A 12,596-nucleotide genomic window follows, 5' to 3' on the forward strand; every position below is an offset into this window, starting at 1 on the left:
CCGTGGCTTTCCAGAATAACACGCTTTTCGGCGCACCCGAAGGGCGTTTTCGCAGGTCAGGGCCGGTCTCGGGGCTTGACAAGGACCCCCATGACGTGCTGCGGGCGGCCTTCGGCGCGGGCTTCCCGCAGGTCGGAGGCGGTTCCGGTACCTCCCGAAACCTGCGGCAACACTCCTGAAACCGTGATTGGATCTTGAGATTTCACCGTTTATCGGGCCGTTTCCCGATCGTGATCCGATCTTGGTCGACACTTGACCAGGACACGCCGGTGTGTTGCCACGAGTACGGCGCCGGGTCGCGGCCGAGGTCGGAGCCGTACCGCCGTCCGGGCCCGCGCCGTGCCGGTGCCGGGCGCGGGGCCCCGCCGACGCCGCCCCGCCGGTCGTCTCCGGGCGTGGCGGGGTGCCGCCGTCCGGGCGCCGGGCGGACTCCCGGAGCGCGACACGGGGACCACCCCGTGAGGAGCGCATAAGCGAGGTCGATAATCTGAGGCCTGACCACCCGACATGTGACCTAGGAGAAGCCGCCGCCGTGAGCCGCAGCATTCGAGTCGGCAGCATCGCCGCCATCGCCGCCCTCGCCATCGCCTCGCTGTCGTCCTGCTCGGCCGGCAACAAGGCGGAGACTCTGGAGATCAAGCCCGACAACGCCTACGCGACGGTCGGCACCGACCTCCGGCTGAACAACATCGTTGTCATCACCGGGGACGAGTCCTCCGGCGAGCACACCGGTCCGGCCAACGTGTCGGTGAACATCAGCAACACCGGGACGGAGCCCGTCGAGCTCCAGTCCATCGTCGTGGGCGACGGCGGGGCCGCCGCCTTCGCCGACCAGAAGGGCGCCCCGCTGGGCAGCATCGTCGTCCCGGCCGGCGGCGCCGTGCTGATCGGCGGCGAAGGCAACCCCTCCGCCAAGGTCGCCTCGGCCAGCGTCCACGTCGGTGGCTTCGTGCCCACCGCCTTCGCCTTCAAGAACGGCGAGAAGGTCGCGACCGAGGCCGCGGTCAGCCCGAACAAGGGTCTGTACAAGGGCTGGGGCCCGACCGCCTCCCCCGCCGCCGTGCCGTCCAAGGCCGCCGGCTCGCCCAGCGCCTCGGCCGGTGCCGCCACCCCCTCGGGCACCGCCGCCCCCTCCGGTACCGCGGCCGGCACCGGTGCGGCCACTCCGGCCGGCACCGCCTCGCCGACCGCCGGCTCCCACTGACCCACCGCCTCCGGCGCCCGGTCCCGCGAACGCGGGATCCGGGCACCGCGGAGGCGGACACGCGGAGGGCCGGCCGGGCTCGGTCGCGCACGCGAAGGACCCCTCCGGGCGGCTGCCCGGAGGGGTCCTTCGTGGGGCCGCCCGGTCCGCGTCGGCGGAGCGGGCCGCTCTACTGAGCCGCTCACCCGCCCCCGGCACGGGGGCTCAGGGTCGTCCGGTCTACGGCTCGAACTTGTAGCCGAGGCCGCGGACCGTGACCAGGTAGCGCGGCGCGCCCGGGTCCGGCTCGATCTTCGCCCTCAGTCGCTTCACGTGGACGTCGAGCGTCTTGGTGTCACCGACGTAGTCGGCGCCCCAGACCCGGTCGATCAGCTGCATCCGGGTGAGCACCCGGCCCGCGTTGCGCAGCAGCATCTCCAGCAGGTCGAACTCCTTGAGCGGGAGGTCGACCTTGGCGCCGTCGACGGTCACCACGTGGCGGTCGACGTCCATCCGGACCGGGCCCGCCTCCAGCGCGCCCGGGCCGCCACCGTCGCCGGGGCCCTCGGCCTCGCCGCGCCGGCGCAGCACCGCACGGATCCGGGCCACCAGCTCACGGGTGGAGTAGGGCTTGGTCACGTAGTCGTCCGCACCTATCTCCAGGCCGACGACCTTGTCGATCTCGCTGTCCTTGGCGGTGACCATGATCACCGGGACGTTCGAGCGCACCCGGAGCTGGCGGCAGACCTCGGTGCCGGGCAGGCCCGGCAGCATCAGGTCGAGCAGGACGAGATCGGCGCCGTTCCGTTCGAACTGCTCCAGGGCGTCGGGGCCGGTGGCGGCGATGGCCACCTCGAAGCCCTCCTTGCGGAGCATGTACGAGAGAGCGTCGCTGAACGACTCCTCGTCCTCGACCACCAGTACTCGGGTCACGATCAGGCCTCCGGGGCAAGCTGGGGGGTTGTGTCTGACAGGGGTTGCGCGGACTCCCCGGCGGGGAGCGTGTGGTCCTCGGGGGCCTGCCCGGCGGGCAGGCGCACGGTGAAGGTGGAGCCCTGGCCCTCGACGCTCCACACCGAGACGGTGCCGCCGTGCGAGGCGGCCACGTGCTTGACGATGGAGAGGCCGAGGCCGGTGCCGCCGGTCGCCCGGGACCGGGCCGGGTCGACCCGGTAGAACCGTTCGAACACCCGCTCGCGGTCCTTCTCGGAGATGCCGATGCCCTGGTCGGTCACCGAGATCTCGATCAGCTCGCCGTCGGCCTCGCCGAGGGCGGCGGCACTGGAGATCCGGCGGGTGGCGATCGCGACCCTGGTCCTCGGCGGGCTGTAGTTCACGGCGTTCTCGACCAGGTTGCCGAGCGCCGCGGCCAGCTGGCCGCGGTGGCCGTGCAGGTAGAGGCCGGCGATGCCGCCGGCCGCGATCAGGATCTGCTTGGCGGCGGCCTGCTGGCGGCAGCGGTCGATCGCCTCCGCGATCAGCTCGTCCACCGCGACCGGCTCCGGGTCGACCATCAGCCGGTCGTCCTGGACCCGGGAGAGGTCGATGATCTCCTGGACCAGGCTGGCCAGCCTGGTCGCCTCGATCTGCATCCGGCCGGCGAAGCGCTGCACCGCCTCCGGGTCGTCGGACGCGTCGGCGACCGCCTCGGAGAGCAGCGAGAGCGCGCCGACCGGGGTCTTGAGTTCGTGGCTGACGTTGGCGACGAAGTCGCGGCGGACCGCCTCGACCCGGCGGCGGTCGGTCTGGTCCTCGACCAGGACCAGGACCAGCCGGGAGCCCAGCGGGGCGACCCGGACCGACACCGCGAGCGGCTCGGCGGCCCGCGCCGCGCCGGGGCGGGGCACCTCCAGCTCGACCTGGCGGATCTCACCGTCCCGGCGGGTGGCCCGGGCCAGCGAGAGCATCTGGTCGATGGCGACCGCGCCGCCGCGCACCAGTCCCATCGCGTACGCCGCGGAGCTGGCCTTGACCACCTCGTCGCCCTCGCCGAGCACGATCGCGCAGGAGCGCAGCACGGAGAGGACGGTGTCGACCCCCGGGGGAAGGGGAGGTTCATGGGTGGGGTTGTTGAGCCCCTGCTGTCGGGTTCTCCCGTTGGTGCCGCCGTATCTGCCCTTGGCCTGTTCGCGCTCGCTCCAACGGAAGGCGATGGAGGCCGTGAGGCCGACGCCGAGCCCGGCTATGGCGCAGGCAGCGGCGGCGGCCACGTTCACGTCCATACCGCCAGCCTAAGCGCATGACGTGGCCACTCCTCCAGGGTCGGATCAAGGGATCGGCCGCCCGTTGCCGAGAATTCACCTCCACGTAGCTGCCGATTCACCGCACGGGTCGTGCGTGGTCGCCCGGGCGGCCCAGAGTTGGTCACGCAGCCCGTGTGGGAAGGAACGGTGGATCGAACGCCTGTCCGTCGTCCCCGGTGCGCGCGTACGATGCGCGCCACCAGCAGCGGTCATTCGTACGCCCTACCGACGGTCGTACGGGATGACCGGTCGGCACCGCCACCGACACAGCTACTGAGGAGAGAGCATGCGCGACGCGTACCACGAGGAACTCGACTCGATCGGCGACAGCCTGATCGAGATGGCCCGGCTGGTCGGCTCGGCCCTGGGCCGGGCCACCACCGCGCTCCTCGACGCGGACCTGGCGCTGGCGGAGAGCGTGATCGCCGCCGACGAGAGGATCAACAACCTGCACCACGAGCTGGAGAACCGGGCGATCGACCTGCTCGCCCGCCAGCAGCCGGTCGCCACCGACCTGCGCATCGTCGTCACCTCGCTGCGGATGAGCGCCGACCTGGAGCGCTGCGGCGACCTGGCCCGACACGTGGCCAAGGTCGCGCGGCTGCGCTACCCCGAGTCGGCGGTGCCGCGTGACCTGCACGCGACCGTCCTGGAGATGGGCCAGCTCGCCCAGCGGCTGGTGGCCAAGGCCGGCCTGGTGATCGCCACCAAGGACGTCGACAAGGCGCTGGAGCTGGAGCAGGACGACGACGCGATCGACGCGCTGCACCGCGACCTGTTCGCGCACCTGATCGACGACCGCTGGCAGCACGGGATCGAGACCGCGGTCGACGTCACGCTGGTCGGCCGCTACTACGAGCGCTTCGCGGACCACGCGGTCTCGGTGGCCAAGCGCGTGGTGTACCTGGTGACCGGCGAGCACGTGAGCGAGTTCATCGCCTCGTCGGAGGCCGCCGGGGAGTGACCCCGGTACGGCACCGCGCCCCCGGAGGCAGGGTCGGTCCCGCCGCCGGGGGCGGCGCCGTGTCCGCTCCGGGCACCGTGGTCTCCGCTCCGGGCGGTGGGCCGGCCCTGTCCCGGACGGGTGGGTCGCCGCTGGTCGGGGTGGGTGGACCGGCTCCGCCGGTGGCGGGCCGGGGCTCCGACGGGCCGGTGGCGCTCACTCCGCGGGGTGAGTAAACCTCGAACAGGGGTGGTGAGGGCGCACGGCTTCTCGGATCGCCCACCACTGCGCGCCCGTTGACGCCCCGTCCGATCGGCGGTTTCACTCGATGCCGTAGGCACCGAAGTGTGCCCGTCACAAGGAGGGTTCCAGCGCGATGAAGGCAAACCCGACCCGACCGGCACCGGCCCACGAGATCGTCGAGCCGCCCGCCCCGAAGCTGCTGCCCGTCCTCGCGGCCGGCTGCGGCTGTGGTCCGGGCTGCGGCTGCGGCTGCCAGTCCGGCGCCCCCTGCCAGTGCGGCGGGGTCAGCGGCGGCTGCTGCGGCCACTGAGAACCGCCGCACCCGGCGAAGCCCCGTGGTGCACGGCCGCCGTGGGAGACGGTCGTGCACCCCGGTCACCGGGTCGGAGTCCTCCGGCCGCCCGACCGCTCGCTCGCGGCGTGCGGCGCGTGGCGTCCAGCGTGCCGCGCCCTGATCAGAACAGGACGTCGGTGCAGGAGTAGAAGGCGTTGCCGGTGTCGGCGATCTCCCAGACCGCCACGACCACCTGGTGCCCGGTCCGGCCGCTCGGGATCGTCGCGGTGTGGCTGAGCGTGCTCGGCACCTGGGTGCCGTTGTAGGGGACGGTCAGGAACGGCGTCAGCTCCAGACCGGCCCGGGTGACCTTCTGGCCGGCGTTGTAGCCGGCCTTGGTCAGGTAGTACTTGAAGTTCGCGGTGGCGTGCCGGGCGGTGAACTTCCAGGTGAAGGTGAGCCGCTGCCCCGCCGCCACCTTGGTGGTGGGCCAGGCACCGCCGCGCGGGTCGTCCAGCTCGGCGAACCGGCTGTTGCCGCCGGCGCAGATGGTGCCGTCGGCCGGCCCGGCGCCAGGGAAGCCCTTCGACCCCTCGACGCTCTGCGGCTCCCAGCGGATCGCACCGCAGTCGGTGACCGTACCCGCCCCGCAGAGCGCGGCCCGGCTGGGCGGGGTGGAGACGTAGCCGTGCGACTGCGCCGGCAGGGCGACGGTGAGCGGAACCGCGAGCGCGGCGACGGCCGCTCCCACGAGATGACGTGTGCGCATGGTGCTCCTCCGTGGGGGTGGATGGAGAGTGCGCCGGGCACAGACGCGCGCGCCTGGGGGTGCGGCGGCCATGGAAGATCCGTTGGCATGCCTGTGCCAGGACAGTGCTCACACGGTAGGAGCCCCCACGGCGACCGTCAATGGTCTGAACCACCTTCGCCACACACTGAACCCCCTTGCCGCGCACGAGGATTGCACGAGGATTGACTGCGAAGCCGACACGGCGACGGCCCCGCCTCCCGGAGCGGGAAGCGGGGCCGTAGCGGCAAGCGGGTTACTTCTTGCCCTGGTTCTTGACGGCCTCGATGGCGGCTGCGGCGGCGTCCGCGTCGAGGTAGCGGCCACCCTTGGCGACCGGCTTGAAGTCGGCGTCCAGCTCGTAGACCAGGGGGATGCCGGTCGGGATGTTGAGGCCGGCGATGTCCTCGTCGGAGATGCCGTCGAGGTGCTTCACCAGCGCGCGCAGGCTGTTGCCGTGGGCGGTGACCAGGACGGTCTTGCCGGCGGCGAGGTCCGGGACGATGGCGTCGTACCAGTACGGGAGCATCCGGTCGACGACGTCCTTGAGGCACTCCGTGTTCGGGCGCAGCTCGCTCGGGATGTCGGCGTAGCGGGCGTCACCGGCCTGCGAGTACTCGGCGTCGTCGGCCAGCGCCGGCGGCGGGGTGTCGTACGAGCGGCGCCACAGCTGGAACTGCTCCTCGCCGAACTCGGCCAGGGTCTGGGCCTTGTCCTTGCCCTGGAGGGCGCCGTAGTGGCGCTCGTTCAGACGCCAGCTGCGGCTGACCGGGATCCAGTGGCGGTCGGCCTTGTCCAGGGCGATCTGCGAGGTGCGGATCGCACGGCGCAGCAGCGAGGTGTGCAGCACATCGGGGAGCAGGCCCTCGGCGGCGAGGAGCTCGCCGCCACGCGCGGCCTCCTTCTCGCCCTTCTCGTTGAGGTCGACGTCGACCCAACCGGTGAACAGGTTCTTCTGGTTCCACTGGCTCTCGCCGTGGCGGAGGAGGATGAGTCGGTACGTCGTGTCAGCCATGGCCCCCAGCTTAATGGAGGCGTTTAAACGGCTGGTCGGGACCCGCCCCCATGTGTAATGTTTGCTTCGCGTTAGTGACACTTACCTCGCCGCAGCGCGGACATGCCGGTCCGCTCAGCGGAACGCCTGCCGCCCGGGAGCCCTCAGATGCCCGCTTCGCCCCTTCCTGCCCGAATTCGAAGAGTCGCGAGCGAAACGGTGGGCGGACTGCCCCGGCAGTTCTGGTGGCTCTGGACGTCGACCCTGATCAACAAGCTCGGCGCGTTCGTCGTCACGTTCCTGGCGCTCTACCTGACGACCGACCGAGGCTACTCGGCCGCGTACGCGGGTCTGGTCGCCTCGCTGTTCGGCCTGGGCTCGGCCATCGCCGCGATCGTCGCCGGCGTGCTTACCGACCGGATCGGCCGGCGCCCGACGCTGGTCGCCGCACAGCTCGGCACCGCGCTGTTCACGGCGGTGCTGGGCTTCACCGACGGCCAGGTGGCGATCGCCGCGGTCGCCTTCCTGGTCGGCTTCTGCAACAACGCGACCCGCCCGGCCACCTCGGCGATCATCGCCGACATCGTGCCGGCCGCGGACCGGGTCCGGGCCTACTCGCTGAACTACTGGGCGATCAACATCGGCTTCGGCCTCTCCGCGGCCGCCGCCGGCCTGATCGCCACGCACGGCTACCTCACGCTCTTCCTGCTGGACGCACTCTCCACGCTGGTCTGCGCGGTGGTGATCTTCGTCCGGATCCCCGAGACCAGGCCGGACACCCCGGCCGTTCGGGTCGACCAGCCCACGGTCGGCCTCGGCACGGTCTTCCGGGACAGCCGGTTCATGGCGGTCGTGGGACTCAACCTGCTGCTCGCGCTGGTCGCCCAGCAGGGCAGCACCACGCTCGCCGTGGACATGGGCCGCAACGGCATCACCTCGACCCAGTACGGCCTGGTCATCGGCCTCAACGGCCTGCTGATCGTGGTGCTGCAGATCCCGCTCACCCGGTGGATGGAGGGGCGCAACCGGACGGCGCTCCTGGTCGCCAGCGCGCTGTTCATCGGCTGGGGCTTCGGGCTGACCATGCTCGCCGGGTCCTCCGCGTGGTTCTACGCGTTCACGGTGGCGGTCTGGACGATCGGCGAGATCCTGAACGCGCCGACCATGATGGGCCTGGTCGCCGAGCTGTCACCGACCCACGCCCGGGGCCGCTACCAGGGCGTCTACTCGCTGTCCTGGTCGCTCGCCTCGTTCCTCGGCCCGGCGGTCGGCGGAGTGCTGCTGGAGCGGGCCGGGAGCACGGCGGTGTGGGGCGCCTGTGCGGCCTGCGGCACCGTCGCGGCGGCGGGGTACGTCCTGCTCGGGCGGCGCCCGGGCGCCGCCACGGCCGCCGCTCCGGCGAAGCGGACGCCGGTGGTCGAGGCGTCGGCGGTCGAGGCGTCGGCGGTCGAGGTGCCTGTGGTCGAGGTGCCTGTGGTCGACCTGTCGGGGGTGGAGCCGTCGGCCGACGTGGCGTCGACGAAGGTGCCGACCGCGAAGGTGGCGACGGCGAAGGCCCCGGTCGGCCGCTGAGGCGGAGCGCCCCGGAGCCCCGCTGGTCCGGGGCGCTACTGCTGCGCCGTCGGCGCGGCCAGGTGGGCGAAGGCGGCCAGGTTGCGGGTGGACTCCCCGCGCTTGGTGCGCCACTCCCACTCGCGCCGGATCGCCGAGGCGAAGCCCAGCTCCAGCAGCGTGTTGAACGGCTCGTCGGCGCTCTCCAGCACCGTCCCGAGCAGCCGGTCGACGGAGTCCCCGGTGAGCGCCTCCAGCGGCAGCCGGCCGGCCAGGTAGACGTCGCCGAGCGCGTCGATCGCGTAGGCGACGCCGTACATCCGGGTGTTGCGCTCCAGCAGCCAGCGGTAGACGGCCTCGTGGTTCTCGTCGGGCCGGCGGATCACGAAGGCGTTCACCGAGAGCGTGTGGTCGCCGACCCGCAGGGCGCAGGTGGTGCTCAGCTTGCGAGTGCCCGGGAGGGTCGCCACCAGGGTGTACGGGTCGGTGGTGGCCGGCTCCCAGCCGACCCCGGCGTCGTCCAGGGCGGTACGCAGGAGGGTGAGGGCCTCGTCCTTGGTGCGAATTGCCATGGGGGTGACGTTACTCGGCGGTACCGGTGGCGCGCAGCAGCGCAGCTGCGGCGGCTCCGTGACTCCCGGCCCTGGCCGGGAGCCGGGACGGCTCGGAGCCGCACGGCCCCGACCCCGCACCTCCGCCCACCGGCCCCGGCGACCGCCCCGGCTCAGGCCAGTCGCAGCCGGGATCCGGTGAGCCGGCCGGCCGGGCGGGCCAGGCTGCCGGCGTACACCTCGGCGGTGGTCGCCGCCGCGGTGTCCCAGCCGAACCCGGCGGCATGCCGGGCCGCCGCCTCGCCGCGCCGGGCGACCAGCGCCGGTTCGGTGACGTACGGCTCCAGCGCCTGTGCCCAGGCGAGCGGATCGTGGCCGTGGACCAGGGTGCCCGTCACGCCGTCGCGGACGGCGACCGGCAGACCGCCGACCGCCGCGGCCACCACCGGCGTCCCACAGGCCTGCGCCTCCAGCGCGACCAGCCCGAAGGACTCGCTGTACGAGGGCATCACCAGCGCCGTGGCCGCGCGGTACCACTCGGCGAGCAGGTCCTGGCCGACCGGCCGGTGGAACCGGACGACGTCGCCGATGCCCAGCTGGGCGGCGAGCTTGTGCAGGCTCTCCGGCTTGGCCAGCCCGGTGCCGGACGGACCGCCGACCACCGGGACCACCAGCCGCTCGCGCAGCTCGGGCCGCGCCTCCAGCAGCGCGGCTACCGCCCGGAGCAGCACGTCCGGCGCCTTCAGCGGCTGTATCCGACCGGCGAACAGCAGCACGGCGGCGTCCTGCGGCAGGCCCAGCCGGGCCCGCGCGGCGGCCCGCGCGTCCGGGGCGCCGGGGCGGAAGACGTCCAGGTTGACGCCCGGGTGGACGACGGCGAGCTGGTCGGGCCGGGCCGCGTAGTGCAGCGCCAGCTCGGCGGCCTCCTCGGTGGTGTTGGCGATCAGCCGGTCGGCGGCCTCCACCACCTGCGTCTCACCGATCACCCGGGCGGCCGGCTCGGGGGTGTCGCCCTCCGCCAGCGCGGCGTTCTTGACCTTCGCCATGGTGTGCATGGTGTGCACCAGCGGCACGCCCCAGCGCTGGGCGGCCAGCCAGCCGACCTGACCGGACAGCCAGTAGTGCGAGTGCACCAGGTCGTAGTGGCCGGGGCGGTGGCCGGCCTCGGTGCGCAGCACGCCGTGGGTGAAGGCGCAGAGCTGGGCCGGCAGGTCCTCCTTCACCAGGCCCTCGTACGGGCCGGCGGTGACGTGGCGCACCAGGACGCCGGGGGCCAGCTCGACGGTGGGCGCGTCGTCCGAGCAGATCGCCCGGGTGAAGACCTCCACCTCGATGTCGAGCTCGGCGAGGCGCTTGGCCAGCTCCACGATGTAGACGTTCATCCCGCCCGCGTCACCGGTACCGGGCTGGTGCAGCGGGGAGGTGTGGACGCTGAGCATGGCGATCCGGCGCGGACGGCGCTGGCGGCCCGGGACGAGCGACTGGAGCCGGCTCCGCACGGGCGGGGTCGGCTGGGCACGGCGTACCGGACGGACGGGGTGCTGGATCACCTGGCTGAAGCCTCCTCTGAGCTGCCCGTCTCTGCAGCCTGCTTGCCTGCTGTTCGGTGTGTGCGCGGCCGCCCACGCCGTACCGCCGCGTCACGGGATGTGGCGCGGCGGTGTGCCGCCCCGTCCGGGCGCACATCACCACCAGTGTGCCAACCACGTGGTCATCGACCGGCATTCCCGTCCCGGCCCATGAGATGGCCCACGGACGGGAACCCGGGCGGCGGGCGGGGGTGCGGGGTGGTGCCGGGAGGCGGCCGGGCGGGCCGCCGCGCCGGGGCGGAGCGGAGCGCAGGGGTCGTCGGAAGGCTTCAGGAGGTGCGGCGGGGGCGCGTGCCTCGCCGCGCGGGCGTGTGTCGGGCGGCCGGCGCGGACCGTCCGGGGCGGGTCTGCCGCGGGGCGAGCCCGTGCGGCGGCCGGAGCCGGGGCGGCGCGGGCGGCCGCGGGCGGGCCGTACGATTTCCGGCATGGCCGCCTTCTTCGACTCCGCGACCGCGCCTGCCCGCGGACGGACGGGGCGCCCGGTCGGGACGGTGACCCGGGGGACCACCAACACCAACCGGCTGCGCCGGATGGACCGCTGGATCGCCCACACGCTGGGACCGGCACTGCGCTCCGCCGACCGCCCGCCGGTCGCCGTGGACCTCGGGTACGGCGCCGCGCCCTGGACGGCCGTGGAGCTCTCCGGGCGGCTGCGGACGGTGCGGCCGGACGTCCGGGTGGTGGGGATCGAGATCGAGCCGGAGCGGGTCGCCGCGGCGCTGCCGTACGCCGAACCGCCGCTGCTCACCTTCCGGCGCGGCGGCTTCGAGGTGCCGCTGGACGGCGGCGCGCCCGCCCAGCTGATCCGGGCCGCCAACGTGCTGCGGCAGTACGACGAGTCGGCGGTGGCCGGCGTCTGGGACCGGCTCCGGGCCCGGCTGGCGCCGGACGGGCTGCTGGTCGAGGGGACCTGCGACGAGATCGGGCGCCGGCACGTCTGGGTCGCGATCGGACCGGAGGGCCCCCGCACGGTGACCTTCGCGGCCCGGCTGGGCGGCCTCGGACTCCCCTCCGATCTGGCCGAGCGGCTGCCCAAGGCGCTGATCCACCACAACGTGCCGGGCCGGCCGGTGCACGCCTTCCTCACCGACTTCGACCGCGCCTGGGCGGCCGCCGCGCCGTACGGGGCGTTCGGCGCCCGGCAGCGCTGGGTGGCCGCGTGCACGGCGCTGGCGGGCAGCTGGCCGTTGGTGGACGCGCGCGGGCGGTGGCGGCAGGGCGAGGTCACCGTCCCCTGGACGGCGCTCGCCCCGTAGCGGGCGGCGGCCGGAACGCCCGGACGGCCGGACCTGCCTACCGGACCGGCCGGCCTGCCGGACCGGCCTCGGACGTGCGCGGATGAGCGAACCCGGGGATTCACTCGAACGAGTTATCGAATACCTCTGGCGTGTTGACGCCTCGTCACGCCACGATGGGGGCACTTGGCCGGCACCTCGTGTGCCACCCCTCCGACCCGGCGTTTCGCCTCTTCCCAGCCCCTCCGCTCCCGCTCCGCCACGCCCCTACGACTCATGCCCGCTCCTCCGGCTCCCGCCCCTCGGCCTCCTCCGCCTCTTGTCCGTGCGACCGGCCCCCGTCGAGCCCCAGCGCCCGCCACTCCCGCTCGAACGCCCGGTACGCCTCCGCCCCGAACAGCACGAACCGCACCTCCTCCAGCTCTCCCACCGACCCCGACCCCGACACCGCCCCCGACCCCGACCTCGCGGCCGCGACGGTGCCGAGGGCGATCCGGGCCGCATCGTCCAGCGGCCACCCGTACACCCCGGCCGACACCGCCGGAAAGGCCACCGTGCGCGCGCCGAGCTCCACCGCCACCCGGAGCGACTCGCGGTAGCACGAGGCCAGCTGCTCGGCCCTCTTGTCGTACTCCTCCGCCAGATGAACCGGCCCCACCGTGTGGACCACCCAGCGGGCCGGCAGCCGTCCCGCCGCGGTCGCCACCGCGCACCCGGTGGGCAGCCCCTTGCCGTACTGCGAGGCCCGAAGCCTTCGACACTCCTCCAGGATCTGCGGTCCGCCCTTGCGGTGGATCGCACCGTCCACGCCACCGCCTCCCAGCAGGGAGGAGTTGGCAGCGTTCACCACCACGTCCACCTGCTGTTCCGTGATGTCACCCTCGACCAGGGTGATCCGCGTCACCGTCATGTCCGACCTCCACCGTCCGTTCCGGAGCTCGCGGGCGCGTGCTCCGGCTGTCGCTGTCGTTCCCGTCATCCCCGTACCCACCGCACCGCCACC

Annotated in this window: 12 protein-coding genes; 5 read left to right on the forward strand and 7 right to left on the reverse strand. The window is 73.4% G+C overall.

What is annotated here, in order from left to right; genetic code table 11:
• Nucleotides 1–532: 532 nt before the first annotated feature.
• Nucleotides 533–1,204 carry a DUF461 domain-containing protein gene (locus OG618_RS17405; RefSeq protein WP_329488386.1) on the forward strand — a complete coding sequence of 224 codons (672 nt, stop codon included), beginning with the start codon at nucleotides 533–535 and terminating at the stop codon, nucleotides 1,202–1,204.
• Between the two features lie 219 nt (nucleotides 1,205–1,423).
• On the opposite strand, the gene OG618_RS17410 is transcribed toward OG618_RS17405, so the two are convergent.
• Both OG618_RS17410 and OG618_RS17415 read right to left on the reverse strand, forming a co-directional pair.
• Nucleotides 1,424–2,116, reverse strand: coding sequence for a response regulator transcription factor (locus OG618_RS17410; RefSeq protein ID WP_238863613.1), 693 nt, complete (start codon nucleotides 2,114–2,116; stop codon nucleotides 1,424–1,426).
• A gap of 2 nt (nucleotides 2,117–2,118) precedes the next feature.
• The gene (locus OG618_RS17415) at nucleotides 2,119–3,405 is read right to left on the reverse strand and encodes a sensor histidine kinase (protein WP_329488388.1); all 1,287 of its coding nucleotides are present in this window, start codon (nucleotides 3,403–3,405) and stop codon (nucleotides 2,119–2,121) included.
• Between the two features lie 307 nt (nucleotides 3,406–3,712).
• Between OG618_RS17415 and phoU the strand changes: the two genes are divergently transcribed.
• Complete coding sequence (phoU, locus tag OG618_RS17420) at nucleotides 3,713–4,390, forward strand: phosphate signaling complex protein PhoU (protein ID WP_329488389.1); 678 nt, start codon at nucleotides 3,713–3,715, stop codon at nucleotides 4,388–4,390.
• A gap of 355 nt (nucleotides 4,391–4,745) precedes the next feature.
• Nucleotides 4,746–4,922: a hypothetical protein gene (locus OG618_RS17425; RefSeq protein ID WP_329488390.1), complete on the forward strand. Its 177-nt coding sequence runs from the start codon at nucleotides 4,746–4,748 to the stop codon at nucleotides 4,920–4,922.
• A gap of 145 nt (nucleotides 4,923–5,067) precedes the next feature.
• Here the strand turns inward: OG618_RS17425 and OG618_RS17430 are convergent, their stop codons facing one another.
• Both OG618_RS17430 and OG618_RS17435 read right to left on the reverse strand, forming a co-directional pair.
• Nucleotides 5,068–5,655 (reverse strand): lytic polysaccharide monooxygenase, encoded by a 588-nt coding sequence (locus OG618_RS17430; RefSeq protein ID WP_329488391.1) that lies wholly within the window; start codon nucleotides 5,653–5,655, stop codon nucleotides 5,068–5,070.
• 274 nt (nucleotides 5,656–5,929) lie between these two features.
• Entirely contained in the window at nucleotides 5,930–6,688 is a 759-nt protein-coding gene (locus OG618_RS17435; protein ID WP_329488392.1) for a phosphoglyceromutase, read from the reverse strand.
• A gap of 147 nt (nucleotides 6,689–6,835) precedes the next feature.
• Between OG618_RS17435 and OG618_RS17440 the strand changes: the two genes are divergently transcribed.
• Complete coding sequence (locus OG618_RS17440) at nucleotides 6,836–8,239, forward strand: MDR family MFS transporter (RefSeq protein WP_329488393.1); 1,404 nt, start codon at nucleotides 6,836–6,838, stop codon at nucleotides 8,237–8,239.
• Between the two features lie 35 nt (nucleotides 8,240–8,274).
• Here the strand turns inward: OG618_RS17440 and OG618_RS17445 are convergent, their stop codons facing one another.
• Together OG618_RS17445 and mshA are read right to left on the reverse strand one after the other, a co-directional pair.
• Complete coding sequence (locus tag OG618_RS17445) at nucleotides 8,275–8,790, reverse strand: YbjN domain-containing protein (RefSeq protein WP_329488395.1); 516 nt, start codon at nucleotides 8,788–8,790, stop codon at nucleotides 8,275–8,277.
• Nucleotides 8,791–8,942: 152 nt separating this feature from the next.
• Nucleotides 8,943–10,319, reverse strand: coding sequence for a D-inositol-3-phosphate glycosyltransferase (mshA, locus tag OG618_RS17450; protein WP_396485874.1), 1,377 nt, complete (start codon nucleotides 10,317–10,319; stop codon nucleotides 8,943–8,945).
• Nucleotides 10,320–10,783: 464 nt separating this feature from the next.
• Here mshA and OG618_RS17455 point away from each other — a divergent pair, with 464 nt between their 5' ends.
• Complete coding sequence (locus OG618_RS17455; protein ID WP_329488396.1) at nucleotides 10,784–11,614, forward strand: class I SAM-dependent methyltransferase; 831 nt, start codon at nucleotides 10,784–10,786, stop codon at nucleotides 11,612–11,614.
• A 253-nt stretch (nucleotides 11,615–11,867) separates the two neighbouring features.
• On the opposite strand, the gene OG618_RS17460 is transcribed toward OG618_RS17455, so the two are convergent.
• Nucleotides 11,868–12,503, reverse strand: coding sequence for an O-acetyl-ADP-ribose deacetylase (locus OG618_RS17460; protein WP_329488397.1), 636 nt, complete (start codon nucleotides 12,501–12,503; stop codon nucleotides 11,868–11,870).
• Between the last annotated feature and the right edge of the window lie 93 nt (nucleotides 12,504–12,596).

Source organism: Kitasatospora sp. NBC_01246, from assembly GCF_036226505.1.
GTDB lineage: Bacteria > Actinomycetota > Actinomycetes > Streptomycetales > Streptomycetaceae > Kitasatospora.

Bases quoted from the DNA above. Each gene is read 5' to 3' on its own strand.
- OG618_RS17415 (WP_329488388.1), bottom strand. From the start codon at position 3,405: ATGGACGTGAACGTGGCCGCCGCCGCTGCCTGCGCCATAGCCGGGCTC.
- phoU (WP_329488389.1), top strand. From the start codon at position 3,713: ATGCGCGACGCGTACCACGAGGAACTCGACTCGATCGGCGACAGCCTG.
- OG618_RS17425 (WP_329488390.1), top strand. From the start codon at position 4,746: ATGAAGGCAAACCCGACCCGACCGGCACCGGCCCACGAGATCGTCGAG.
- OG618_RS17430 (WP_329488391.1), bottom strand. From the start codon at position 5,655: ATGCGCACACGTCATCTCGTGGGAGCGGCCGTCGCCGCGCTCGCGGTT.
- OG618_RS17435 (WP_329488392.1), bottom strand. From the start codon at position 6,688: ATGGCTGACACGACGTACCGACTCATCCTCCTCCGCCACGGCGAGAGC.
- OG618_RS17440 (WP_329488393.1), top strand. From the start codon at position 6,836: ATGCCCGCTTCGCCCCTTCCTGCCCGAATTCGAAGAGTCGCGAGCGAA.
- OG618_RS17445 (WP_329488395.1), bottom strand. From the start codon at position 8,790: ATGGCAATTCGCACCAAGGACGAGGCCCTCACCCTCCTGCGTACCGCC.
- OG618_RS17455 (WP_329488396.1), top strand. From the start codon at position 10,784: ATGGCCGCCTTCTTCGACTCCGCGACCGCGCCTGCCCGCGGACGGACG.
- OG618_RS17460 (WP_329488397.1), bottom strand. From the start codon at position 12,503: ATGACGGTGACGCGGATCACCCTGGTCGAGGGTGACATCACGGAACAG.